Genomic DNA, 23,306 nt, shown 5'->3' with positions numbered 1-23,306 from the left:
GTCCTTGATCACGGATAAAGAGAGGGGGTTCGGTAAACAGGTGCAGTCTGCGGTAGGCTTGCATGTTCGGCATGAATTTTAAGGGTCAACCCTGAGTTTTTTGAGGGCCGCACATTTTTTTCGAGCTATACAGTTTTCACCACCATGTCTGACACCACAGAAACATTTGTTGACGCGAAGCACGCCATCGCGGTCAGCGCTCCCACCAAAGGGCAACAAGATGCGCCCTTAGGTTCGCCCTTAGATGCGCCAAAAGGTGTTTTTGTCAGCTATCCCGGCTCACCTTTTGAGCTGTATCAGCCTTATCCACCTGCGGGCGACCAGCCCACGGCGATTGCCCAGTTGGTGGAAGGGGTGAATGACGGCGAGGTGTTTCAAACGCTGTTGGGTGTGACGGGCTCGGGCAAAACCTTCACCATGGCCAATGTGATTGCCCAGTTGGGGCGACCTGCCATCATTTTTGCGCCCAACAAAACCTTGGCTGCGCAGCTCTACAGCGAGTTTCGTGAATTCTTTCCCAACAACGCGGTGGAATATTTCGTCAGCTACTACGACTACTACCAGCCCGAGGCTTATGTGCCGCAGCGCGATTTGTTCATCGAAAAAGACAGCGCCATCAACGAGCACATTGAACAAATGCGCTTGAGTTGCACCAAAAGCATTTTGGAGCGCCGTGATGTCATCGTCATCGCGTCGGTCTCGGCCATCTACGGCATTGGTGAGCCCGAGAGCTACCACCAGATGATCATGACGCTGCGCACTGGCGACAAAGTAGGGCAGCGCGACGCCATTGCTCAGCTGGTGCGCATGCAGTACGAGCGCAATGACCAAGATTTTTCACGCGGTAAATTTCGCGTGCGCGGTGACACCATTGATGTGTTTCCTGCGGAGCACTCCGAGCTGGCCATTCGCATTGAGCTGTTTGACGACGAGATAGAAAGTCTGCAGCTGTTTGACCCCCTCACGGGCCGCATTCGACAAAAAATTCCGCGCTTCACCATTTACCCATCGAGTCACTACGTCACACCGCGTGACCGCGTGTTGGCAGCGGTGGAGACCATCAAGGTGGAGTTGGCTGAGCGCTTGAAAGAGTTGGTGGGCATGAACAAGTTGGTGGAAGCCCAGCGCCTAGAGCAACGCACGCGCTTTGACTTGGAAATGCTCAGTGAGGTGGGCCACTGCAAAGGCATTGAAAACTACACCCGCCACCTGTCGGGTGCACCCGTGGGAGCGCCGCCCAGCACCTTGACCGACTACATGCCCAAAGACGCGGTGATGTTTTTAGACGAAAGCCACGTCATGATGGGTCAGCTCGGTGGCATGTACAACGGCGACCGCGCGCGCAAAACCACGCTGGTGGACTATGGCTTTCGCCTGCCCAGCGCTCTGGACAACCGCCCGCTCAAGCTCGACGAATTTGAAAAACGCATGCGCCAAGTGGTGTTTGTCTCGGCTACGCCGGCTGACTACGAAAAGACCCACGCCAGCAAAGTGGTGGAGCAGTTGGTGCGTCCGACGGGCTTGGTTGATCCCATGGTGGAGGTGCGCCCCGCCACCCATCAAGTGGACGATGTGTTGCAAGAAATTCGCATCCGTGTGGAACTCAACGAACGCGTGCTGATCACTACACTCACCAAGCGCATGGCCGAGCAGCTGACGGATTACCTGACCGACAACGGTGTGAAAGTGCGCTACATCCACAGCGATGTGGACACGGTTGAGCGCGTAGAGATTTTGCGCGACTTGCGCTTAGGCGCCTTCGATGTGTTGGTGGGCATTAACTTGCTGCGCGAAGGTATTGACTTGCCAGAGGTGTCATTGGTCGCCATTTTGGATGCCGACAAAGAAGGTTTCTTGCGCTCCGAGCGCAGCTTGATTCAAACCATCGGTCGCGCAGCCCGCAACCTGAGTGGCAAAGCTATTTTGTATGCCGACCGCATGACCGAGTCGATGAAAAAAGCCATTGGCGAAACTGAGCGTCGCCGCACCAAGCAGATCGCACACAACCTAGAAATGGGCATCACGCCGCGTGGCGTGTTCAAACAAGTACGCGATTTGATCGACGGCGTCTACAGCGAAAAGGCAGGCAAAGAGGCGCAAGATCGCGAGTTACAGCGCGCCGCCATCGAAGATATGAGCGAGCGTGATGTGGCCAAAGAAATCAAACGCTTAGAAAAGCTGATGATGGAACACGCCCGCAACCTTGAGTTTGAAAACGCCGCGCGGGTGCGCGACCAGTTGGCCACTTTGCGCGAACAAGCTTTTGGTGGTGCAGGGCACGACAATGTGGCTGTGATGGCGCTAAAGCCTTGAGCTCACAAGGCTTTGCAAACGAGTACCCGACCAAATTCGTAGGGTTTAGGTTATACTTGACTTAATTAGTCGACAAAGCCCAACCACCTAGGAGCTTGCCATGCGTCTCACCACCAAAGGCCGTTTTGCGGTCACCGCCATGATTGATCTGGCGCTGCGTCAAAACAGCGGCCCCGTCACTTTGGCAGCCATCAGCCAACGGCAACAAATTTCGCTGTCCTACCTTGAGCAACTCTTTGGCAAGCTACGCCGTCACGACCTGGTGGAATCCACCCGTGGCCCTGGTGGTGGTTATTCGCTTGGCCGCAAAGCAACGGACATCACTGTTGCCGACATCATTTTGTCGGTGGATGAGCCCATTGACGCCACCCATTGCGGTGGCAAAGAAAACTGTTTGGGTGAGACCGGTCGGTGCATGACGCACGAGTTGTGGGCTTCGCTGAACCAGCGCATGGTTGAGTTTTTGGACTCAGTCACATTGCAAAAATTGGTGGATGAGCAAATCGCCAAAGGCGTGGAAATTGAAAACAAGCCAACCCTCAAGCGCGCCATTCAGCCCATGCCAATCGCCAAACCCATCCGCGTCAACGCCCCCAACTCGGTGTTCGCCTTGGGCAATGCCTTTGCTAAAAACTAAGCCACGTTTCTTCTATCTGGATTGAGCCATCATGGACATGACACCGCATTTCCCCATTTATCTCGACTACGCTTCGACTAACCCATGTGACCCACGCGTGGTGGATGCCATGATTCCTTGGTTGCGCGAGCACTTTGGTAACCCGGCATCACGCAGCCACGCCTGGGGTTGGGAAGCTGAAGCAGCGGTTGAAAAAGCCCGCGAAGATGTGGCTGCTTTGATTGGCGCTGACCCACGCGAAATTGTCTGGACTTCGGGGGCGACCGAGTCCAACAACCTCGCCATCAAAGGCGCGGCGCATTTCTACAAGTCCAAAGGCAAGCACCTCATCACAGTCAAGACCGAGCACAAGGCTGTGCTCGACAGCATGCGTGAGCTCGAGCGTCAAGGCTTTGACGTGACTTACCTTGACGTGCAAGAAGACGGCTTGCTGAGCATGGATGCGCTCAAAGCGGCGATTCGACCCGACACCACGCTGATCAGTGTGATGCATGTGAACAACGAAATTGGCGTGATCCAAGACATCGCTGGCATCGGCGCGATGTGCCGTGAAAAAGGCATCATTTTCCATGTGGACGCCGCTCAGTCCACCGGTAAAGTGGAGATCGACATGGCCACTTTGCCAGTTGACTTGATGAGCTTGGCTTCCCACAAAACTTACGGCCCCAAGGGCATTGGTGCTTTGTATGTGCGTCGCAAACCCCGCGTTCGCTTAGAAGCGCAAATGCACGGGGGCGGCCACGAGCGCGGCATGCGCAGCGGTAGCCTTCCGACTCACCAATGCGTGGGGATGGGCGAAGCTTTCCGCATTGCCAAAGAAGACATGGCCAAAGATTTGGCCAAGGCCAAGGCCTTGCAAAAGCGTTTGCTTGACGGCCTCAAAGACATGGAGCAAGTCTTCATCAACGGTAACATGGAGCACCGTGTGCCGCACAACCTCAACATCAGCTTCAACTATGTGGAAGGTGAGTCACTCATCATGGGCATCAAGGGCTTGGCGGTGTCGTCGGGCTCAGCCTGTACCTCGGCCAGCTTGGAGCCCAGCTATGTGTTGCGCGCCCTGGGCCGCAGCGACGAGTTGGCGCACAGCAGCTTGCGCATGACAATTGGCCGCTTCTCGACCGAAGAAGAAATTGACTACGCGATTGAAACGATTCGTCTCAACGTAGGCAAACTGCGTGACTTAAGCCCCTTGTGGGACATGTACAAAGAAGGCATTGATCTCTCAACAATTCAATGGGCCGCGCACTAAATAAAGGAAACACACCATGGCATATTCTGAAAAAGTCATCGACCACTACGAAAACCCCCGCAATGTAGGTGCCTTTGACAAGGGCGACGACTCTGTGGGCACCGGCATGGTGGGTGCGCCCGCGTGCGGCGATGTGATGAAGTTGCAAATCAAGGTCAACCCTGTGACGGGCGTGATCGAAGATGCGCGTTTCAAAACCTATGGCTGTGGCTCTGCCATTGCCTCGTCGTCTCTGGTGACCGAATGGGTCAAGGGCAAAACTCTGGACCAAGCAGCGGCCTTGAAAAACAGCGAAATTGCTGAAGAGCTGGCGCTGCCGCCTGTGAAAATTCATTGCTCCATCTTGGCCGAAGACGCCATCAAGGCGGCAGTGGAAGATTACAAAAAGAAACACGCGGCGTAAAACACACCATGGCGATCACACTGACTGAAGCCGCGGCACGACACGTGACCCGCTACCTTGCCAAACGCGGCAAGGGTGTAGGCGTGCGTTTGGGTGTCAAGACCACTGGCTGCTCTGGTTTGGCTTACAAGCTTGAGTATGTGGACGACCAAGAACCAGAAGACGTGATCTTTGAAGATCACGGGGTGAAGGTGCTGATCGACCCCAAAAGCTTGGCTTATATCGACGGCACGCAACTCGATTTCGTGCGCGAAGGCCTGAACGAGGGCTTCAAGTTTTTGAACCCTAACGAACGCGACCGTTGCGGTTGTGGCGAATCGTTCCGTATCTAAATCTCATTAGCTCAAAGCGAGGCGCATCGTGAATGAACCGGCTCAGCCGCTGTCGGCGCAGCTAGCGGCCAGTGACTTTGAGCTCTTTCGTGTGCCCATGCAGTTTGCCCAAGACCGCGCCCAACTCGATGCGCGTTGGAAACACCTTCAGCGTGAAGCTCACCCCGACAAATTTGCATCGCAAGGTGCAGCCGCTCAGCGCGTGGCTATGCAATGGTCGGTGCGTATCAACGAGGCCTACCAGCGATTGAAAGATCCGATGCGTCGCGCAGCGTATTTGTGCGAGCTCGGCGGCGCACCCATTCAAGCTGAGAACAACACCGCCATGCCCGCTGCATTTTTGATGCAGCATATGGAGTGGCGCGAGGCCATGGAAGATGCTGCTGATGTGGCTGCTCTCGAAGACTTGATGCACGATGTGCAACAAGCCCACACCACCGCTTTGCAGCAATGCGCTGATCTCATTGACTCCGCTCACGACCTCTCCGCCGCCGCGCAGCAGGTGAGAGGGTTGATGTTCATCGAAAAGTTTTTGCGCGATATCGAAACTCGAATGGACCATCTAGACGCTTCTTGAAGGCGACAATACACACCTATGGCGTTGTTACAAATTTCAGAACCTGGCCAAGCGCCTGACCCACACCAGCGACGCATTGCGGTGGGCATTGACTTAGGCACCACCCACTCGCTCGTGGCCTCTATGCGCAACGGCTTTGCCGAGTGCTTGCCAGATGCCGAGGGCCATGTCATCTTGCCTTCGGCGGTGCGATACCTTGACAACGATGGTCGGCAAATTGGTCGTGCCGCTTTGGCGTCGCAAGCCGACGATCCGCAAAACACACTGGTGTCGGTCAAGCGTTTCATGGGGCGTGGCGTGGCTGACATTACCAACCGTGACCAGCTGCCCTATGTGTTCGTCGACAAGCCCGGCATGTTGGCCATCCAAACCCGTGCGGGTGAAAAGTCACCTGTTGAGGTGAGCGCTGAAATTTTGGCCACCTTGCGCTTTCGCGCCGAAGACACCTTCAACGACGATGTGTACGGCGCAGTCATCACTGTGCCCGCCTACTTTGACGATGCCCAACGCCAAGCCACCAAAGATGCAGCGCAACTCGCAGGCATCCATGTGCTGCGGCTCATCAATGAACCCACCGCTGCTGCCATCGCTTATGGCTTAGACCAAGGCAGCGAAGGTGTGTATGCCGTCTATGACCTGGGCGGTGGCACGTTTGACATCTCTATTCTTCGTTTGTCTCGGGGAGTGTTTGAGGTGCTGGCGACGGGGGGAGATTCCGCTTTAGGGGGTGATGACTACGACCGCGCTTTGGTTGACTGGGTGCAAACACAAACAGGCTGTGTGATCGCCACACCTGCTGATAAATCAAATGTGCTGGTGTCGGCCCGCACCTGCAAAGAGGCATTGTCTGCTGCTGATCACGTCACTTTTTCTGTGATTTTGTCGAGTGGTGCTTTGAGCCACACTGTCTCACGCGCCGACTTTGAAGCCGCCACCGCCCCTTTGACCCAACGCACCTTGTCCGCAGTGCGCAAAGCGTTGCGCGATACCAAGCTAAGCAAGGAAGACATACAGGGCGTGGTCATGGTCGGCGGCTCTACCCGCATGCCGCAAGTGCAACAAGCGATCGCTGATTTGTTCAACTGCCCCCCGTTGAACAACCTCAACCCAGACGAAGTGGTCGCTCTTGGTGCTGCGATTCAAGCCAATCAATTGGCGGGCAACAACCCCGATGGCGATTTGCTCTTGCTCGATGTGATTCCTTTGTCGCTTGGTATTGAAACCATGGGCGGTTTGGTAGAGCGCATCGTGCCTCGCAATCAAACCATTCCAACTGCCATGGCGCAAGACTTCACCACCTACCAAGATGGCCAAACCGCCTTGGCCTTACACGTGGTGCAAGGCGAGCGTGACTTGGTGGCAGACTGCCGCAGCTTGGCCCGCTTTGAGCTGCGTGGCATTCCACCCATGGCCGCAGGCGCTGCACGCATTCGTGTGACGTTCACGGTCGATGCAGATGGCATGCTGAGCGTGGACGCGCAAGAGCAAATCAGTGGCGTCACAGCCAACATCATTGTCAAGCCCTCGTATGGTTTATCGGACGACCAAATTGCGACCATGCTCCAAGACAGTTTCAAGACCGCTGAGCAAGACATCAAGGCCCGTGCTTTGGTCGAGGCTCGGGTAGATGCGGATCGCATGTGGTTGGCCACGCAAAGTGCATTGCAAGTGGATGGAGATTTGCTATCAGCCCAAGACCGTGCCCGCATCGACGGCTTGATGATGGCCACGCTAGAAGCCAAAAAGCTCGAGGATGCAGCCGCCATCGAAGTAATCACCGAAGCTCTGGCCAAAGGCACAGAAGCCTTTGCCGCCCACCGCATGAACCGAGGCATTCAACATGCCTTGGCCGGACAAAACATCGAGAACCTCTAAATGCCAGTCATCAAAATTTTGCCTCATGCCGAACTCTGCCCTCAGGGCGCCGAGCTTCAAGCTGTAGCCGGTAGCACCATTTGCGAAGTGCTGTTGGAAAATCACATCAACATCGAACACGCGTGCGACATGAGCTGCGCCTGTACCACCTGCCACGTCATCGTGCGCGAGGGCTTCAAGTCTCTCAACGAGGCCGATGAAAACGAAGACGACTTGCTCGACCGCGCTTGGGGCTTGGAGCCCAATTCACGTTTGAGCTGCCAAGCCATTGTGGCGCAACACAACTTAGTGGTCGAAATTCCCAAGTACACCATCAACCACGCCAAAGAAAATCACTGACCATGCGCCAGATTTTTCTAGACACTGAAACCACGGGCCTCTCGGCTGAAGGCGGAGATCGCGTCATTGAAATTGGTTGTGTCGAGCTGCTGCATCGCAAGCTCACGGGCAACAACCTGCATTTTTACTTGAACCCAGAGCGTGACAGCCATGAAGAAGCCTTGCGCGTCCACGGCATCTCCAATGAGTTTTTGAAAGACAAACCAAAGTTCGCTGAGGTCATGGCGCAATTTTTGGACTACATCCAGGGCGCTGAAGTTCTGATCCACAACGCCCCGTTTGATGTGGGATTTTTGAACAAAGAGCTTGAGCTGCAAGGTCGCCCACGATTTCACACTTTTGTGGATGGCATCACCGACACCTTGGTGATGGCCAAAGAAATGTTCCCAGGTAAACGCAACTCGCTCGATTCCTTGTGCGACCGTTTAGAGGTGGACAACTCAGGGCGCACCTTGCACGGCGCCTTGCTTGATGCCGAATTGTTGGCTGATGTGTACATCAACATGACCCGCGGCCAAGATGCCTTGCTCATGGAAGTAAAGAGCAACGACCTGCAAACCCTCAGCGCTGCGCGTGTAGATCTCAGCACCTATCAGCTACCCGTGATAGCTGCCAATGAGCAAGAGTTGGCCCAACATGCCGATGTGCTAGCGCAGTTGGACAAATCCAGCGCTGGCAAGGCGGTGTGGCTAAATCTTGATCAATCTGTGGCATAATTTGCGTCTTTCCGGAGACGGGATATCGGTAAAAATGGGCGATTAGCTCAGGGGTAGAGCACCACATTCACACTGTGGGGGTCGCAAGTTCGAAACTTGCATCGCCCACCATTTTTGCCAAACCTTAAAGATATCAACCACTTAGGTTGTTTTCAGAATTAACTTTTTAAGAGTTCGACATATGCTTCCCTAGGAAGCATTTTTTTCGCCTGTCCCCAGATGCTTTCTTTTTGACGCTTCCACTGTAATTAGCCCATATTTCCATTAAAATGGAAATATGGAAGACAAATACGTGATCAAAGCCTTGGCTGCATTGGCGCAGCCAAATCGGCTGCATATTTTTCGCTCACTGGTTGTCAAGGGCAACGATGGTTTGACGCCTGCACGCATCGCTGAAGCCTTGGGCATGCCAGCCAACACACTTTCATTTCATTTGAAAGAGCTGATGAATGCCGATCTGATCACTCAAGAGCGCAGTGGCCGTCACTTGATTTACCGAGCCCAGTACGACCGAATGAATGCCGTGTTGTCGTATTTGTCCCAAAACTGTTGTCAAGGGGAGGTCTGTGAAGTCAGCCCTGAAGAAGTTTGTAAAACCTGTTGATTCTTGGAAACCAAAATGACTGAAACAAAACCATTGAACGTACTTTTTCTGTGCACCCACAACTCAGCCCGCAGCATTTTGGCTGAAGCCTTGCTGAACCATTTAGGCAATGGCAAATTCAAAGCCTTTTCAGCTGGGAGCAGCCCTAGGGACAATCAAAAACCAAATCCTATGGCTATTGACGCATTGAATAAAGCGGGAATTTCAACGGATGGCTTAGCAAGCAAAAACTGGGATGTCTTTGCTGCACCTGATGCGCCACACATGGATTTGGTCATCACTGTTTGCGACAACGCGGCAGGCGAAGTCTGTCCTTATTGGCCTGGCCAGCCTGCAACTGCGCATTGGGGCTACGCAGACCCTTCGGAGACGGTTGGTACCGATGAACAAAAGCAAGAAGCGTTCAAGCAAACGCTGTATCAAATCAAAAGACGCCTTGAACTTTTCAATAGTCTGCCGGTCAGCAGCCTCAGCAAGATGGTTTTGCAAAATACAGCGCGAGATCTGGCGACCCAATGAGCCATTGGAGAAGGTATTTTGCAGAGCTAGTGGGGACTGCAGCTTTGTTGTGTGCAGTGATTGGTTCGGGCATCATGGCAGAGCAGTTGGCTAATGGAAATACAGCCGTTGCACTTCTAGCCAACACACTTGCCACAGTCTTTGCGCTTTTTGTGTTGATCGAAACGATTGGGCCTATCAGTGGCGCCCACTTCAATCCAGTTGTTTCGATGGTCATGGCGTATCGCAAAGATTTAGCGCGTCATCATTTGATGGGCTATGTGGTGGCTCAACTCATAGGCGCCGCCTTGGGCGCTTGGGTCGCTCATGCGATGTTTGATCTTGAAATACTGCAATGGTCTACAAAAGCCAGAACAGGACCAGCGCAGTGGTTTGCTGAAGCAGTGGCGACTGGCGGCTTGCTGTTCGTTATCTTGCGCTCTCCTGAAGGGAGGGCTTCATCCATGGTTGCTTGCTACATTGGTGCCGCATATTGGTTCACTGCCAGCACATCTTTTGCCAATCCAGCCGCTGCCTTTGGGCGTATGTTCAGCAATACGTTTGCGGGGATAGCACCTTTTGACGTGCCAGCTTTTGTAGTTGCCCAGATACTGGGTGGTGCTTTAGGTCTGGCATTGCATCAGGCCTTTGTTCATTCAGATCAGCACAAGTCTTAGGCTGTGTAAGGTGAAACGGTCATGGCCATTGGTCGCGAGTTTGGGTGTGACGCAAACAGTCGCTTGGGCTTCTAGTTATTACTTGCCCGCGATTCTTGCGGATCCAATCTCTCTGACTTTACACATTGACGTTGCTGATGTTTATCTGGCATTTTCAATGGCGCTTGTCGTCTCCGCTGTGTTTGGTCCCATGTTTGGAAAAGCCATCGACACTTGGAGCAGGCATAGCGTGTTGCCAGTCTCGAATGTGTTGTTTGCAGCAGGACTTGCACTTCTAGGATTTGCAAATAGTGAGCGAGAGCTGTACCTCGCTTGGTTTGTGATTGGTGTGGGGATGGCCGGCGGTCTGTACGAGTCGGCGTTTTCAACCTTGGTTCGAATTTTCGGACAAGATGCAAGGCCAGCCATCACGGGCATCACGCTGATCGCAGGTTTTGCAAGCACGGTTGGCTGGCCATTGAGTGGATGGGTGCTTAGTTATTGGGGTTGGCGAGAGGCTTGTTGGACATGGGCACTTTTGCACTTGTTGCTCGCCTTGCCCCTGAATTTGGCAATTGGCTGGCTATCCGCTGTCAAGCCTTCGGCGATGTCTGATGCGCGCGAAACTTTTGAGTCCAAACCGAGCACGCGCCTTGAACCATCATCTGAAGAAAAAGCGCCCACATGGAGACAGGTGCTTCTTTTGTCTTTTGTGTTTTCGGCCACTTGGTTTACAAGCACGGCGATGGCATCACATTGGCCCAGAATGCTTGAAGCCACTGGCGTGAGTTTGCTGGGTGCGATTGCCATTGGCGCCATCATTGGACCAGCTCAAGTGATTGCAAGAATTTTAGAGTTTGGGCTATTGCGCCAAATGCACCCCTTGTTTTCAGCCCGTCTGGCTGCAATGGCGCATCCTTTAGGCGCGCTCATGATGTTTTTTTTCGGTCCACTCGTCGCGCCAGTTTTTGCTTTTTTGCATGGCGCTGGCAACGGCGTTTTGACCATCGCCAAAGGAACGTTGCCGCTTGCCCTGTTTGGCGCTAACGGCTATGGCTATAGGCAAGGCTGGATCATGTTTCCTGCCCGAATCAGCTCAGCATTTGCGCCATGGATTTTTGGCCTGGCGTTAACCCACTGGGGAGCCGCTGCACTCGGACTTACTTTTGCACTGGGGGCTTTATCAGTGCTGGCGCTGTACGCAATTGATTCCAGATAAGTCCATTCCAGTCAGAGAGATGAAAAGGTTCATATGGTTACGTTGATTGATCAATTACCAAATGTGGATGAAGGTTGTTTCCAAATTCCGCAGCACAACTTGTTGGTGCCCATGCAGGGGACCACCCATCCGCCCAGAATTTTGATGTTGTATGGTTCTTTACGAGAACGCTCATACAGCAAGCTTTTGACGTTAGAAGCTGCAAGGTTGCTCGATGCCATGGGTGCAGAAGTGAAGGTGTTTGATCCCTTGGGTCTGCCGCAACCCGATGCGGCACCTGAGTCACATCCCAAGGTCAAAGAGCTACGAGAGTTGGCTGCATGGTCTGAAGGCATGGTGTGGTGTTCGCCTGAACGTCACGGTGCCATGACGGGCATTATGAAAAGCCAGATTGATTGGATCCCTTTGTCCATCGGCGCTGTTCGACCCACGCAGGGAAAAACCTTGGCAGTGATGGAGGTCTGTGGCGGCTCGCAATCGTTCAATGCTGTGAATCAAATGCGAATTCTTGGTCGCTGGATGCGCATGATCACGATTCCAAATCAGAGCTCTGTTGCCAAAGCATTCTTAGAGTTCGAGGAAGATGGCCGTATGAAGCCATCAGCCTATTACGACAGAGTCGTCGATGTGATGGAGGAGCTGGTGAAGTTCACACGCCTGACCCGAGATATTGCACCTTACCTTGTCGACCGCTACAGCGAACGCAAAGAGTCAGCTGCGGAACTTTCTAAGCGAGTCAATCAGCAAACTTTGTAAAAGATTTCAATCCCAATCCGATCTCCTGCCTGTGGCTATGCCAGTGGAACGCGTCGTGTGCGATGCGCTTTAGCCCAAATCGAATCAGGAATCTTTATTCTTTAGAACGCTTCTGCATCTGTGTCCTCTAAAAGGGCTTGTGCTGGTTTTCTGCCAAAGAGCCAAAACATAGCAGGCGTTAAAAAGGTGTCTAACAACGTGGAACTGATGAGACCAGAAAAGATCACCACGGCAACAGGGTGCAACACTTCAGTGCCTGGACGCTCGGCTTCAAAGAGCAAAGGTGCCAATGCAAACGCGGTGACCAGCGCTGTCATCAACACGGGACTCAAGCGCTCTAGCGATCCCCGAACGATCATCTTCGTGTCAAAGGCTTCACCTTCAAATCGCATGAGGTTGATGTAGTGACTCACTTTCATAATCCCGTTTCGAACAGAAATTCCCGCAAGCGTGATGAATCCAATCAATGCTGCTACCGACAAAGGCTGTCCGGATAACCATAACCCCAGCACGGCGCCGACAAGAGCCAAAGGAATGTTGACCATAATTAATGCAGCGAGCACGCTTGATTTGTATCGGCTGTACAGCACCACGAACATCAGCACCACCGACACGATCGCCAGCATGGAGATCATCTGAGATGCTTGCTCTTGGGCTTGAAACTGGCCTCCTAGCGTGATGAAGTAACCCTCTGGGAGTGTTGACTCAGCCACAACTTGGCGAATGTCGGCAACAAGATCAGACAAAGGGCGGCCAGATGCGTTGGCAGAGATGACGATGCGGCGTTTGCCGTTGTCGCGACTGATTTGGTTGGGGCCGTCAGCATCTTCAATCGTGGCGATCTTAGAGAGTGGAATTCTTCCAGATGGCGTCTCCAAGAGTATCTGGCTCAAACCTTCGAGCGATCGAGCAGATTCTGGCAGCCGAACAACAAGTGCAAATCGACGGCTACCTTCCATGATTTGTGTCACGCGTTCGCCTTCAACCAGTGCTTGCAGTGTGGTCAATACGTGTGAACCCGACAAACCGTATTGGGCTGCAGCGGCATAGTCCACACGTACCTTGATTTGGGGTGCGAGAACTTGCTTTTCAACTTGTAAATCGGCGATGCCTGCAACCCCAGCCAGTCGCTCTCGAAGCGTGTCTGCTTGTCCTCTTAAAACATCTAAATCATCACCAAAGATCTTGATCGCGATCTGGGACCGCACGCCTGAGAGCATGTGGTCAATGCGGTGAGAGATGGGTTGTCCCACTTCAATGGCTGCAGGCAAATTAGCCAAGCGCGCACGAATGTCTGAGCGCACTTCATCCATCGAGCGCGTCAGCTCGCCGGCAGGCTTGATGCCTACATCTAACTCACTGACATGGACGCCCTCAGCATGTTCATCGAGTTCCGCACGTCCGCTGCGTCGTCCCACATGGAGTACCTCGGGCACCTCTTTGACCAGCAACTCGGCCTGTTGCGCCAAGGCAGACGAATCGGTGAGCGTGACACCGGGATTGAGTCTCAGCCCGATGAGCAGCGTGCCTTCGTTGAAGGGTGGAAGGAATGTGGTCGCAAAGAACGGCACCGACGCTGCAGCCATGACCACTGCGCCCAAGGCACTGTAGATGGCCAGGCGAGGCTTACTTAGAACCGTGTAAAGAGCACCTTGGTATCGATGCTTGAGCCAAGCCAGCATCTGGGTATCACCATGATCCAAAGACTTCATTGCGGGCAGCAAGTAAAAGCTCAACACCGGCGTCACTGTGACCGACACGAGCAGGGACGCCAGTGTGGAAATGATGAAAGCGATGCCAAGCGGTACAAACAACTTGCCCTCAAGGCCCGGCAAGGCAAACAAAGGAAGAAAGACCAACACGATGATCACAGTTGCATAAAGAATAGCCGAGCGAACCTCCATGGACGCTTTGGCCACCAGAGGCAGTAGCGGCAGCTGTTGGTTCAATTCCTTGGCGCGGTTTTCCTTGAGCCGACGCAGAATGTTTTCCACATCGACCACCGCATCATCTACCAGTCCACCAATGGCAATGGCCAAACCGCCCAAGGTCATGGTGTTGATGGAGAGACCAAAATACTTGAAGACCAAAGCGGTGATGAAAATCGACACTGGGATGGCAGTCAAGGCAATGAGGGTGGGGCGCACTGTGCCTAAGAAGAAAAACAAAATTGCGGCCACGAACACCGAGGCACCTATGAGTTTGCCCTGCAAGGTAGAGATGGAGGCCTCAATGAAGCTGGCCTGTCGGAAGGTCACACGCGGCGCCTCCATCCCATCGGGCAGGGATGTCTTCAAGCCTGCAATGGCCTCCTCAATCGATTCGGTCAAGCGGGTGGTGTCCGCTGTGGGTTGTTTTTGAACACCCAAGATGACTGCAGGTTTGCCCTCAAAGCCTGCATCGCCACGTTTGATGGCCGCCGCAAACGTCACGTCTGCGATTTGCCGTAGCCATATCGGTTGTCCATTTTTTGCCGTCACAGCTAGGTTGCGTAAATCCTCCAGCCGTGATGTTCGACCGAGATTGCGAATCAAATATTCGCGGCCATTGAGCTCTAAAAATCCCCCTGACGTGTTGGATGAATAGCCGCGTAATGCGGTTTCTAACTGTTCAAAGGTGATGCCCAACTCAGCCATGCGCGCCGTATTGGGTTGCACTTGAAATTGGCGAACCTCACCCCCGATGGGGATGATTTGAGCCACGCCCGGGATAGACAAAAGTCTTGGTCGCAACACCCAGTCGGCATATTCACGCACGGCCATCAGTGAAATTTTTTGCGGATCGATGGGAATAGCAATCTGCATGATCTCGCCCATGATGGAGCTGATGGGCCCCATGCGTGGTGTCACGGCGATTGGCAGCGCTTGCTCCATGGCAGAAAGCCGTTCTGATACCAATTGACGCGCACGGTAGATGTCCGTGTCCCAGTTGAACGTCACATATAAAAAAGACAGGCCCGCCGATGAAGTTGAACGCACCGACTCCACACCGGGCAAGCCATTGGAGGCCGTTTCAAGAGGGAAGGTGATCAGCTGCTCGACTTCTTCGGCTGCCATTCCTCCAGCTTCCGTCATGATCGTGACTGTGGGCTTGTTCAGGTCTGGGAAAACATCGACGGGGGTACGTGACAGCGTGAAGGCACCATAGGCCATCAAGACAGCACTCGTCATGAGAACCAACAACCGGTTGGCAAGGCTATTGTGTAGAAGCCACTTAAACATGTCTGACTCCTTCAGCGGATTTGGTTGATGAGTGTGGCCCCTTGGGTCACCACGCGATCACCCGATTTGAGGCCTGAGCTCAGGTTCACACGCGTGCCGTCGAGTGGTTCGTAGGTCACCGTGCGCGGTTCAAATGTTTCAGGCGTAACTTTCACCCAGACCACACTTTGATTGGCGGCGTTCTTCATGAGCGAGGACAGTGGCACTGCAATGCCCGCGTTTTTTTGCTTGGATTGAACGAACACCTTGACCGGTTGCCCCACGGCTAAGCCATATAAATCTAAGTTCTGAAGCAAAAAGTTCAACGGCAATGCTTGCTCACGCATGCTGCGAGCCGCACCGATGAAATTCAGCGGAACGCGCCTGTCCCCCAACACAAGCGAGGCGCTGCCGACATGGTTTGCCAGCGCACCATCAAACGTCAGGGCTTCGATACGCAAGCGTTGTGGATCAATGATTTCAAAAAGAACCTCTCGCGCATCCACCACTTGTCCAGCCACCACTTGTGCAAAAGCAATGACGCCTGACACGGGTGCGGTGAGTGCTTCGCGTCCGTTCAAACCAATCCCGAGAGCCGCAATGCGCCCCGTCAAACTGCTGACTTCGCTTTCTGTGGCTTCTAAATCTTTGCGCGCGACAGAGTCCGAGAGTTCGCGCTGACGAAGCAGACGTTTCTCAGCCAGCGCTTTGGCTGCAATCAGCTCAGCGAGTTGGGCGTTTTGACTGGCTTTTTCTAGGGGTGATGTTGCTGGTGCAACGTAGGCCAACACATCACCTTTTTTAACGGACTGCCCTGCATTTGGGAGTCCTCTTGGCCCCGCCTCGATGCGCCCGGCATAGATGGGTTGAACTTTTCCACCCGCGTTGGGGTCCATCATCACACGGCCATTGAGTTCAAATGATCGGGGCAAATCGGCGGTTTCTACCACCACGGTTTGAACCCTGAGTTGTCTTTGTGCGGGCTTGGGTAAAAACACGCTGCCATCTGGCATGCGTTGTGGGCCATTGATGTTTGCCACTGCGGGAGTGGGGCCATGCGCATGATCGTCGCCGGCACGCGTTGGGCTTGCACATAAAGCCAGGCTCAAGAACCCAATCCGTGCGAGCGTGTTGATTTGGACAGTGCTGAATATGTTTTTCATGATGCTGGCTCCCGTCATGCGCGTCGACCTGGGGTGCGAAGCCGGCGTGCGGCAGCCAACGCCAGCAGACAAAGCAGTGCGGCTCCTGTCCATAGCGCAGTGGTTTTCCAAGCAAACCCCGAGATGGCTGCGTGCCCGTCGCTGTGTATGTCAAGCTCGGTGGCTAGGTGTTCTGTGATGTCGCCTGTGTTGACCGTCGCAGTCACGGGAATCAATCCCGCTGGCAGCACCTCTTGGAGGGTGATCTCGTATGTATCCTCGTCATGTTTTTCAGCGATGTACTTGCTACCGGCAAGACCCAGTTCGATTTGGGCATGGCGAACTGGGGTGTTGTCTGCGAATCGGTCCAAGTACAGGGTGATGCGTTTGCCCTCCACGATGCCAACCAATTCGAATTCCTCAGAAACTGCCGCAAAACGCGAAAGGGCAGCGCTCGAAAATTTTGAATCAGCAGCCTTGTGGTCATGACCAGCGTCTGCAAGCGCTGTCGGGCTCAGAAAAATGAACATCAGTGCCATCCATGCGGCCACTGTGGATTGAATGCGTTGCAGCTTGGGTGCTTGTGCTGTCAGCAACGAACGGTTCAGGCTAACGAAAGACAGCGCAAAACGTTGCGCAGCTGTCTTTAAATTTGTCATTGGCATATCTCGACTCCAGGGTTTAAAAAATCTTGGAAATCGGAGAGCTGCGACCCAGCGGCCGCTCGGGCCGGTGCTAAAAGCTCACAGAGCTATTTGCACAGGCACAAAAGGGAATCGAAAGGGGGAAATGAAGCCCTTAGCTCGCCGATCAGGCAAGCTGAGGCCATGGCGGGCGAACAGGTGGGGCTTTGAACCAGCTCGTGTGATGACGTTGGTAGACCAAGAGATGAGCTTGCGCTGCCATCGGGGCGTGGAGGGTTTGATGGCTAGCCAACGCTGTCACACAGCCAGAGTGGCAAGAGGCGCAATCGTGATCCAGATCAGCCCAAGGCGCAGAGGTTGCGGAGGCGTTGTCGACCACCTCTGATGGATGTTCGTGGCTGTGGTGACCCACATGCTTTGTGCTCACATCAGTTTCGTGTTGGCAATAGCCTGTGAAAGCTGCCCAGCTCAATTGAATGGGTAACAACACGAGCAAAAGAATTGCCAAATATCTTTTCATCTGGGTCATTATATCGACGGCAATTTTTAAGGATGAAGCCAGCGCAGCGGTGTGGCCTTTCATCTAGCGCCAACGCATGTGATGCTGCACAATACAAAAATGCAGAAGTGTTCTGACTGGATTGAAAGGATGTTCATGTTGTCTCGATTGTTGAAATCTGTGGTGGTGGGTGCATTCGTGGTGGGTAGCAGCTTGGCGTTGTCGTTGCCCACGCCCAAAGACATTGAAGCTGCTGTGGCTGCAGGCCGTTACACGCAGGCTGAAAGCATGTTGCGTGAGGTGCTGCAAGACAAGCCCCAAAGTGCCAAAGCGCATTACGAATTGGGTCAAGTTTTGGCGCAAGCGCAGCGCTACAAAGAGGCGCAAACCGAACTGCAAAAAGCCAAAGACATTGACCCGTCTTTGAAGTTCGCTGCAAGTCCTGAAAAGTTCAACAGCGTCTGGGCCAAGGTCAATGACTTGGCGGCTACCCCCACGACATCCGTGGTGATGTCGCCCTCTGTCGCGCCAAGTCCTCAGGCGGCTAACAAGGCCACCTCCGAGGCGCCATCCAATGGCGGTGGTTCTTCAATGCAGTATGTGTGGTTGGCCATTGCAGGCTTGGTGGTGTTTGGTTTGTGGTTGCGCCGCTCGACGGTCAATGCGGTCAAAAATGCCCAAGCCGCTGGCTATGTCCCTGCGGCAACGCCTATGGGCACAACCATGGGTGCGCCCATGGGTTCGACCATGGCAACGCCCATGGGTTCGCCAGCCGCTACGCGGGGCTTTGGCGCGCAGTTCACCCCCAATGCCACGCAAACTGCTTATGGCTCGCAAGGTGCTTACGGCCCGCAAGGTGCTTATGCGCAGCCCAACACGCGTGGCTCTGGCATGGCCGGTGCCGTGGTGGGTGGTTTGGCAGGTGTGGCTGCGGGCTACGCTTTGTCCAAAGCTTTTGAGGGCGACCATTCAGCGGCACCGTCTGCCGCGGCCGATGCATCACCTGGCGCTGGCAACAGCGGCTACGTGCCCTTTGACGCACCTGCCCCAACTGACTTTGGCGCTTTCGATGCTGGCTCTGGCAGCGACTGGGACAGCGGTGATTCGGGCGGTGGCGACGACAGCTGGTAATTCAGCTGTTGGCCAACAAAGCCTGCGACACCACGTCGTGGGTCAGCGCCATGGTCGCTTTGTGCGTAGCGGTCATGGGGCGACGTGCTGACCACACCAGCATGAGCTGGCTCATGAGCTTTGGATTTTCTACGCGGTGGGTGACAAAGTCCTCGTCCTTGGCAAAGTTACGCAGCGTATAGGCGGGCAGCAGGGCGTAGCCTAGTCCCTCTTTGACCAGTTCCAAAATCGCGTTCAAGCCGTCAATTTCCAAGACGATGTTGGGCTTGCAGTTGAGCCGCATCATTTCGGTGTCTATCAGCAGCCTGAAGGCGTTGGGCCTGCTCGGCGCAATGAGCGCGAGTTTGGCCATGTCGGCCAGTTGCACCACGGCTTTGAGGGGCGGGTTGCCTGCGAGGGAATAGCTTTTTTTGCCAGCAATCAATACCAGCGTGTCTTCGTGCAGCACCCGCATTTCTAAATCGGGTGAGGGCGGTGGGTTGTAGAGCACGGCCATGTCAAGGCGGCCTGCCCGCAAGCTTTCCACCATCAACACTGAAAACCCCTCCGTCAACGACAGTTGCGCATGCGGCAAAGCGGCGCGAAACGCCATGGTCAATGGCACAGTCACCAACTTGGACAAGCTGGGCGGCAACCCAATCGACACGCGCCCCGCCAAAGCGCCGCGCACCGAGCCCAGCGCTTCTTGGGCCACGGCCACTTGGTGCAAAATGCCTCGCCCATGTTCAAGCATGATCAAGCCAGCCTCGGTCAAAGTCACGCCGCGTCCATTGCGCATGAGCAGGTTTTGGTGAAGCTCTACCTCCAGCTGGCGCACGTGGCGGCTGAGCAAAGGCTGGGGCATGTTCAATGCTTGGGCGGCTTTGGTGAAGCTGCCCAGCTCCGCCACACGCACAAAAGATTCGATTTGTTTGAGTTCCATAGACTTCATATTTTGAATAACCTATTGTCTGATATTTAAATGCGTTATAGCAGCTAGTCTGCCTTTTGCATCTTTTGTCTGGGGCACGTCTCTAGAATCATCGCCATGCAAACACCCGATTCGACGCTCATGCTGAGCGGAATTTCATCCATGGCCACCAAGACGTTGCTGGCCGATTTGACGCAGCTCTATCGCGCGCAAACCGGTGTGCGGGTGCAAATCGAATCCGTGGGAGGCGTCAATGCCGCCAAGCGTGTGCAAGCGGGTGAAGCTTTTGACATGGTGTTGTTGGCCTCTGACGCGATTGAGCGTTTGATCGCTTCTGGCCACTTGCAAACAGGCTCGCGCGTGGACTGGGTGCGTTCACCCGTGGCCGTGGCCGTTCAAGCGGGTGCTGCACGGCCTGAGTTGAACCACGAAGCTGATGTGAAAGCTGCCGTGTTGGCCAGCCCCTCACTCAGCTACTCGAGTGGGCCAAGCGGCGTGTATTTAGAGCAACTGTTTGAGCGCTGGGGTATCAGCGATGTCGTCCAAGCACGCATCGTGGTGCCACCGCCTGGCATTCCCGTGGGGGCACTGGTGGCAAGTGGCCAAGCCGCCTTGGGCTTTCAACAATGGAGTGAACTCATCGCATTGCCCGGCATTGATGTGTTGGGAACCTTGCCTGAGGATGTGGCGTTTATCACCACGTTTTCTTCTGGCATTCCAGGCGCCATTGCAAACGACCCTGCACGCGTGGCAGCGGTGAAATTGTTCTTCAAGTTCTTGGCTTCGGCGGATGTTCAAGCGGTCAAGCGCAAGCAGGGTATGGATTTTTAACAGGATTTTTGTATGTCTCTCATCATCGACGTTCACGGTCACTACACCACCGCGCCCAAGGCGTTGGAAGAGTGGCGCAACAAACAAATCGCGGCCATCAAAGACCCAGCGTCAATGCCCAAAGTGTCCGAGCTCCAGATCAGCGACGACGAATTGCGCGAAACAATTTTGACCAACCAACTGGCCAAGATGAAAGAGCGCGGTTCAGACATCACCATCTTCAGCCCCCGGGCCAGCTTCATGGCTCACCACATTGGCGACTTTCAGGTGTCATCCACCTGGGCGGCTATTTGTAACGAGCTGTGCTACCGCGTGAGTCAATTGTTCCCCGACAACTTCGTGCCTGCGGCCATGCTGCCCCAGTCACCTGGCGTGGACCCCGCCACCAGCATTCCAGAACTGGTGAAGTGTGTGGAGCAGTTTGGCAATGTGGGTATCAACCTCAACCCTGATCCATCTGGCGGTCACTGGACATCGCCCCCCTTGAGCGATAAGGCGTGGTATCCCATTTACGAAAAAATGGTCGAGTACGACATCCCCGCCATGATTCACGTGTCCACCAGCTGCAACAGCTGCTTTCACACCACGGGCGCGCATTATTTAAATGCCGACACGACCGCCTTCATGCAGTGCTTGACCTCTGACTTGTTCAAAGATTTCCCTAGCTTGAAGTTTTTGATTCCGCATGGCGGCGGCGCTGTGCCCTACCACTGGGGCCGTTTCCGTGGCTTGGCGCAAGAGCTGAAAAAGCCGTTGCTGAGCGAGCACTTGCTCAACAACATTTATTTCGACACCTGCGTGTATCACCAGCCGGGCATTGATTTGTTGACCCAAGTGATTCCCGTCAAGAACATCATGTTCGCCTCAGAGATGATTGGCGCTGTTCGCGGCATCGACCCAGAAACGGGCCACTACTACGACGACACCAAGCGCTACATCGAGTCCACCCCCAACCTCAATGCGGACGAGCGCCGACAGGTGTTTGAAGGCAATGCACGTCGTGTGTTTTCACGCTTGGACACCCAGCTCAAGTCGCAAGGCCGTTAATTCATTTCCAGGAGATTTCATATGTACGAACTCGGCGTTGTTTACCGCAACATCAAGCGCGCAGACCGCGCAGCAGCAGACGGCTTGGCCGCTTTGGGCTCGGCGACTGTGCACGAAGCCATGGGCCGTGTCGGTCTGATGAAGCCCTACATGCGTCCCATCTATTCAGGCGCGCAAGTCTCGGGCACTGCCGTGACCGTGCTCTTGCACCCCGGCGACAACTGGATGATGCACGTGGTGGCTGAACAAATCCAACCTGGCGACATCGTGGTCGCGGCCATCACCGCTGACTGCACCGATGGCTACTTTGGTGATTTGTTGGCCACATCTTTCCAAGCAAGAGGTGCGCGCGCCCTCGTCATCGACGCGGGTGTACGCGATGTGAAAGAGTTGCAACGCATGAACTTTCCCGTGTGGAGCAAAGCCATCAGCAGCAAAGGCACCATCAAGTCCACCCTCGGCTCGGTCAACATTCCCGTGGTGTGTGCGGGAATGTGGGTGACGCCTGGTGATGTGATCGTGGCAGACGACGACGGCGTGGTGTGCGTGCCTGCCGCGCGTGCTGCACAAACTTTGGCTGCAGCCCAACAACGCGAGAGTTTGGAAGGCGACAAGCGTGAGAAGTTGGCCTCAGGCATCTCTGGCCTTGACATGTACAACATGCGCGAGTCGTTGGCTGCGGCTGGCTTAAAGTACATCGATGAATGCTGATGACTTTGAAAGTTTGTTCTATGACTCGCCCCTCTAAACGCCAAATGCTTGCAGCTTTGGCGTCAATTGCCTTGGTGCTGTGCGGCTTGCCAGCGCATGCCCAAGATTTCCCCACCAAGCCTGTGCGCATCCTCACGCCGTTTCCGGTGGGCAGCGGGCCAGAGGGCTTGCTGCGGTTGGTGGCAGAAAAGCTGTCACGTGCCTGGGGCAAGTCGGTGGTGGTAGAGAACAAACCGGGTGGCAACGGCTTCATTGCCATTGATACCTTCAAGCGTGGCGCCACCGATGGCCATGATTTGATTCAACTCGATGGCGTGCATTTGTCGGCTTATCCGCATTTGTTTAAAAAGCTGCCCTATGACGCCCAAGCAGATTTCGAGCCTTTGCTGCCGCTGTTCAAAACCTATTTCTTTGTGGCCGTGGCCACCGACAGCGCCTACAAAACCGTGGCCGATGTGTTGGCCGACGCCAAAGCCAACCCGGGCAAGCTCAACTACGGCTCGTGGTCGGTGGGCAACCCTGTGCACCTGGGCTCTGCATTGTTGGAGTCGGTCACGGGCACCAACATGCAGCATGTGATTTACAAGGAAACCAGCATGCTCTACAGCGGTGTGGCCAATGGCGAACTCTCGTTTGCTTTAGGCACCAACGCCACGGCAGGTGCCATGTATCGCGCTGGCAAGATCCGCTACTTGGCAGTGGCTGCACCTAAGCGCGTCAACGCCTTCCCCAACGTGCCGACTGTCGGCGAATCGGGCGGCCCCGCAGGTTTTGAAGTGAGTGGCTGGACCACCATTGCAGCCCCCAAAGGTTTGCCCAAAGCGGTGACCGACAAGATTCAACGTGACATTGAAAAAGCCTTGGCCGAGCCTGATGTGCGCGACAAGTTCGCGACATTTGCCTACGAGCCTTTCATTTTGAACCGCCAACAGTTCAATGCCTACATCCAAGCCGAGTCCACACGCTTGGGCGCCATCATCAAAAAAGCACAAGTCTCTTTAGACTGATTCAGGA

Annotated in this window: 23 protein-coding genes and 1 tRNA gene; 20 read left to right on the top strand and 4 right to left on the bottom strand. The window is 54.5% G+C overall.

The window, feature by feature from the left end; translation table 11 throughout:
• Positions 1-144 precede the first annotated feature (144 nt).
• The 15 genes from uvrB to arsH all read left to right on the top strand — a co-directional run bounded on the left by uvrB (position 145) and on the right by arsH (position 12,177).
• Complete coding sequence (gene uvrB / locus V7Q41_RS06455) at positions 145-2,313, top strand: excinuclease ABC subunit UvrB (protein WP_333844427.1); 2,169 nt, start codon at positions 145-147, stop codon at positions 2,311-2,313.
• A 100-nt stretch (positions 2,314-2,413) separates the two neighbouring features.
• Positions 2,414-2,950, top strand: coding sequence for a Fe-S cluster assembly transcriptional regulator IscR (iscR, locus tag V7Q41_RS06450; protein WP_333844426.1), 537 nt, complete (start codon positions 2,414-2,416; stop codon positions 2,948-2,950).
• Between the two features lie 31 nt (positions 2,951-2,981).
• The gene (locus V7Q41_RS06445; protein ID WP_333844425.1) at positions 2,982-4,202 is read left to right on the top strand and encodes an IscS subfamily cysteine desulfurase; all 1,221 of its coding nucleotides are present in this window, start codon (positions 2,982-2,984) and stop codon (positions 4,200-4,202) included.
• 16 nt (positions 4,203-4,218) lie between these two features.
• Positions 4,219-4,605: a Fe-S cluster assembly scaffold IscU gene (iscU, locus tag V7Q41_RS06440; protein WP_333844424.1), complete on the top strand. Its 387-nt coding sequence runs from the start codon at positions 4,219-4,221 to the stop codon at positions 4,603-4,605.
• A gap of 8 nt (positions 4,606-4,613) precedes the next feature.
• Positions 4,614-4,937: an iron-sulfur cluster assembly protein IscA gene (iscA, locus tag V7Q41_RS06435; RefSeq protein WP_104800240.1), complete on the top strand. Its 324-nt coding sequence runs from the start codon at positions 4,614-4,616 to the stop codon at positions 4,935-4,937.
• Between the two features lie 97 nt (positions 4,938-5,034).
• Positions 5,035-5,514, top strand: coding sequence for a Fe-S protein assembly co-chaperone HscB (gene hscB / locus V7Q41_RS06430; RefSeq protein WP_442918814.1), 480 nt, complete (start codon positions 5,035-5,037; stop codon positions 5,512-5,514).
• Between the two features lie 18 nt (positions 5,515-5,532).
• The gene (gene hscA / locus V7Q41_RS06425) at positions 5,533-7,389 is read left to right on the top strand and encodes a Fe-S protein assembly chaperone HscA (protein WP_333844416.1); all 1,857 of its coding nucleotides are present in this window, start codon (positions 5,533-5,535) and stop codon (positions 7,387-7,389) included.
• Positions 7,390-7,728 carry an ISC system 2Fe-2S type ferredoxin gene (gene fdx, locus V7Q41_RS06420; protein WP_333844414.1) on the top strand — a complete coding sequence of 113 codons (339 nt, stop codon included), beginning with the start codon at positions 7,390-7,392 and terminating at the stop codon, positions 7,726-7,728.
• A gap of 2 nt (positions 7,729-7,730) precedes the next feature.
• On the top strand, positions 7,731-8,444 hold the full coding sequence (gene dnaQ, locus V7Q41_RS06415) for a DNA polymerase III subunit epsilon (RefSeq protein ID WP_333844412.1): 714 nt from the start codon (positions 7,731-7,733) through the stop codon (positions 8,442-8,444).
• A 36-nt stretch (positions 8,445-8,480) separates the two neighbouring features.
• A tRNA-Val gene (locus V7Q41_RS06410) sits at positions 8,481-8,555 on the top strand.
• A 166-nt stretch (positions 8,556-8,721) separates the two neighbouring features.
• The gene (locus tag V7Q41_RS06405; protein WP_333844410.1) at positions 8,722-9,048 is read left to right on the top strand and encodes an ArsR/SmtB family transcription factor; all 327 of its coding nucleotides are present in this window, start codon (positions 8,722-8,724) and stop codon (positions 9,046-9,048) included.
• Between the two features lie 15 nt (positions 9,049-9,063).
• On the top strand, positions 9,064-9,567 hold the full coding sequence (locus tag V7Q41_RS06400; RefSeq protein ID WP_333844407.1) for an arsenate reductase ArsC: 504 nt from the start codon (positions 9,064-9,066) through the stop codon (positions 9,565-9,567).
• The gene (locus tag V7Q41_RS06395) at positions 9,564-10,223 is read left to right on the top strand and encodes an MIP/aquaporin family protein (protein ID WP_333844404.1); all 660 of its coding nucleotides are present in this window, start codon (positions 9,564-9,566) and stop codon (positions 10,221-10,223) included. Before V7Q41_RS06400 ends, V7Q41_RS06395 begins: the two co-directional genes overlap by 4 nt.
• Position 10,224: 1 nt before the next feature.
• Positions 10,225-11,421 (top strand): MFS transporter, encoded by a 1,197-nt coding sequence (locus tag V7Q41_RS06390; RefSeq protein WP_442918813.1) that lies wholly within the window; start codon positions 10,225-10,227, stop codon positions 11,419-11,421.
• A 33-nt stretch (positions 11,422-11,454) separates the two neighbouring features.
• Complete coding sequence (gene arsH, locus V7Q41_RS06385) at positions 11,455-12,177, top strand: arsenical resistance protein ArsH (protein WP_333844399.1); 723 nt, start codon at positions 11,455-11,457, stop codon at positions 12,175-12,177.
• Between the two features lie 101 nt (positions 12,178-12,278).
• Here the strand turns inward: arsH and V7Q41_RS06380 are convergent, their stop codons facing one another.
• Genes V7Q41_RS06380 through V7Q41_RS06370 form a run of 3 tightly spaced genes read right to left on the bottom strand, consistent with a single transcriptional unit; the run spans position 12,279 to position 17,184 of the window.
• Positions 12,279-15,398, bottom strand: coding sequence for an efflux RND transporter permease subunit (locus V7Q41_RS06380; RefSeq protein ID WP_333844396.1), 3,120 nt, complete (start codon positions 15,396-15,398; stop codon positions 12,279-12,281).
• Between the two features lie 11 nt (positions 15,399-15,409).
• A complete protein-coding gene (locus V7Q41_RS06375) occupies positions 15,410-16,540 on the bottom strand; it encodes an efflux RND transporter periplasmic adaptor subunit (protein ID WP_333844393.1) in 1,131 nt (376 codons plus the stop codon).
• 14 nt (positions 16,541-16,554) lie between these two features.
• Positions 16,555-17,184 carry a hypothetical protein gene (locus V7Q41_RS06370; protein ID WP_333844390.1) on the bottom strand — a complete coding sequence of 210 codons (630 nt, stop codon included), beginning with the start codon at positions 17,182-17,184 and terminating at the stop codon, positions 16,555-16,557.
• 634 nt (positions 17,185-17,818) lie between these two features.
• On the opposite strand from V7Q41_RS06370, the gene V7Q41_RS06365 reads away from it, so the two are divergent.
• The gene (locus tag V7Q41_RS06365; protein WP_333844387.1) at positions 17,819-18,793 is read left to right on the top strand and encodes a tetratricopeptide repeat protein; all 975 of its coding nucleotides are present in this window, start codon (positions 17,819-17,821) and stop codon (positions 18,791-18,793) included.
• A 1-nt stretch (position 18,794) separates the two neighbouring features.
• Here the strand turns inward: V7Q41_RS06365 and V7Q41_RS06360 are convergent, their stop codons facing one another.
• A complete protein-coding gene (locus V7Q41_RS06360; RefSeq protein WP_333844384.1) occupies positions 18,795-19,715 on the bottom strand; it encodes a LysR family transcriptional regulator in 921 nt (306 codons plus the stop codon).
• A 105-nt stretch (positions 19,716-19,820) separates the two neighbouring features.
• On the opposite strand from V7Q41_RS06360, the gene V7Q41_RS06355 reads away from it, so the two are divergent.
• From V7Q41_RS06355 to V7Q41_RS06340, 4 genes are read left to right on the top strand one after another with little or no spacing between them, the layout of a single operon-like run.
• Positions 19,821-20,534 carry a substrate-binding domain-containing protein gene (locus tag V7Q41_RS06355; protein ID WP_333844382.1) on the top strand — a complete coding sequence of 238 codons (714 nt, stop codon included), beginning with the start codon at positions 19,821-19,823 and terminating at the stop codon, positions 20,532-20,534.
• A gap of 12 nt (positions 20,535-20,546) precedes the next feature.
• Positions 20,547-21,581, top strand: coding sequence for an amidohydrolase family protein (locus tag V7Q41_RS06350; RefSeq protein WP_333844379.1), 1,035 nt, complete (start codon positions 20,547-20,549; stop codon positions 21,579-21,581).
• 21 nt (positions 21,582-21,602) lie between these two features.
• The gene (gene ligK / locus V7Q41_RS06345; protein ID WP_333844376.1) at positions 21,603-22,292 is read left to right on the top strand and encodes a 4-carboxy-4-hydroxy-2-oxoadipate aldolase/oxaloacetate decarboxylase; all 690 of its coding nucleotides are present in this window, start codon (positions 21,603-21,605) and stop codon (positions 22,290-22,292) included.
• 20 nt (positions 22,293-22,312) lie between these two features.
• Positions 22,313-23,299 (top strand): Bug family tripartite tricarboxylate transporter substrate binding protein, encoded by a 987-nt coding sequence (locus V7Q41_RS06340; protein ID WP_333844373.1) that lies wholly within the window; start codon positions 22,313-22,315, stop codon positions 23,297-23,299.
• Positions 23,300-23,306: the final 7 nt, after the last annotated feature.

The sequence above is a fragment of the Limnohabitans sp. genome (genome assembly GCF_036804465.1).
Lineage (GTDB): Bacteria > Pseudomonadota > Gammaproteobacteria > Burkholderiales > Burkholderiaceae_C > Limnohabitans.
This window is presented reverse-complemented; position numbering and strand designations above follow the sequence as displayed.

What these genes read in the sequence shown, in the direction of transcription:
- V7Q41_RS06365 (WP_333844387.1), top strand. Translation starts at nt 17,819, where the DNA reads ATGTTGTCTCGATTGTTGAAATCTGTGGTGGTGGGTGCATTCGTGGTG.
- V7Q41_RS06350 (WP_333844379.1), top strand. Translation starts at nt 20,547, where the DNA reads ATGTCTCTCATCATCGACGTTCACGGTCACTACACCACCGCGCCCAAG.
- V7Q41_RS06395 (WP_333844404.1), top strand. Translation starts at nt 9,564, where the DNA reads ATGAGCCATTGGAGAAGGTATTTTGCAGAGCTAGTGGGGACTGCAGCT.
- V7Q41_RS06445 (WP_333844425.1), top strand. Translation starts at nt 2,982, where the DNA reads ATGGACATGACACCGCATTTCCCCATTTATCTCGACTACGCTTCGACT.
- V7Q41_RS06340 (WP_333844373.1), top strand. Translation starts at nt 22,313, where the DNA reads ATGACTCGCCCCTCTAAACGCCAAATGCTTGCAGCTTTGGCGTCAATT.
- iscU (WP_333844424.1), top strand. Translation starts at nt 4,219, where the DNA reads ATGGCATATTCTGAAAAAGTCATCGACCACTACGAAAACCCCCGCAAT.
- iscR (WP_333844426.1), top strand. Translation starts at nt 2,414, where the DNA reads ATGCGTCTCACCACCAAAGGCCGTTTTGCGGTCACCGCCATGATTGAT.
- iscA (WP_104800240.1), top strand. Translation starts at nt 4,614, where the DNA reads ATGGCGATCACACTGACTGAAGCCGCGGCACGACACGTGACCCGCTAC.
- dnaQ (WP_333844412.1), top strand. Translation starts at nt 7,731, where the DNA reads ATGCGCCAGATTTTTCTAGACACTGAAACCACGGGCCTCTCGGCTGAA.
- V7Q41_RS06380 (WP_333844396.1), bottom strand. Translation starts at nt 15,398, where the DNA reads ATGTTTAAGTGGCTTCTACACAATAGCCTTGCCAACCGGTTGTTGGTT.
- fdx (WP_333844414.1), top strand. Translation starts at nt 7,390, where the DNA reads ATGCCAGTCATCAAAATTTTGCCTCATGCCGAACTCTGCCCTCAGGGC.
- V7Q41_RS06355 (WP_333844382.1), top strand. Translation starts at nt 19,821, where the DNA reads ATGCAAACACCCGATTCGACGCTCATGCTGAGCGGAATTTCATCCATG.
- hscB (WP_442918814.1), top strand. Translation starts at nt 5,035, where the DNA reads ATGCAGTTTGCCCAAGACCGCGCCCAACTCGATGCGCGTTGGAAACAC.
- V7Q41_RS06405 (WP_333844410.1), top strand. Translation starts at nt 8,722, where the DNA reads ATGGAAGACAAATACGTGATCAAAGCCTTGGCTGCATTGGCGCAGCCA.
- V7Q41_RS06370 (WP_333844390.1), bottom strand. Translation starts at nt 17,184, where the DNA reads ATGCCAATGACAAATTTAAAGACAGCTGCGCAACGTTTTGCGCTGTCT.
- V7Q41_RS06360 (WP_333844384.1), bottom strand. Translation starts at nt 19,715, where the DNA reads ATGGAACTCAAACAAATCGAATCTTTTGTGCGTGTGGCGGAGCTGGGC.
- ligK (WP_333844376.1), top strand. Translation starts at nt 21,603, where the DNA reads ATGTACGAACTCGGCGTTGTTTACCGCAACATCAAGCGCGCAGACCGC.
- arsH (WP_333844399.1), top strand. Translation starts at nt 11,455, where the DNA reads ATGGTTACGTTGATTGATCAATTACCAAATGTGGATGAAGGTTGTTTC.
- uvrB (WP_333844427.1), top strand. Translation starts at nt 145, where the DNA reads ATGTCTGACACCACAGAAACATTTGTTGACGCGAAGCACGCCATCGCG.
- hscA (WP_333844416.1), top strand. Translation starts at nt 5,533, where the DNA reads ATGGCGTTGTTACAAATTTCAGAACCTGGCCAAGCGCCTGACCCACAC.
- V7Q41_RS06375 (WP_333844393.1), bottom strand. Translation starts at nt 16,540, where the DNA reads ATGAAAAACATATTCAGCACTGTCCAAATCAACACGCTCGCACGGATT.
- V7Q41_RS06400 (WP_333844407.1), top strand. Translation starts at nt 9,064, where the DNA reads ATGACTGAAACAAAACCATTGAACGTACTTTTTCTGTGCACCCACAAC.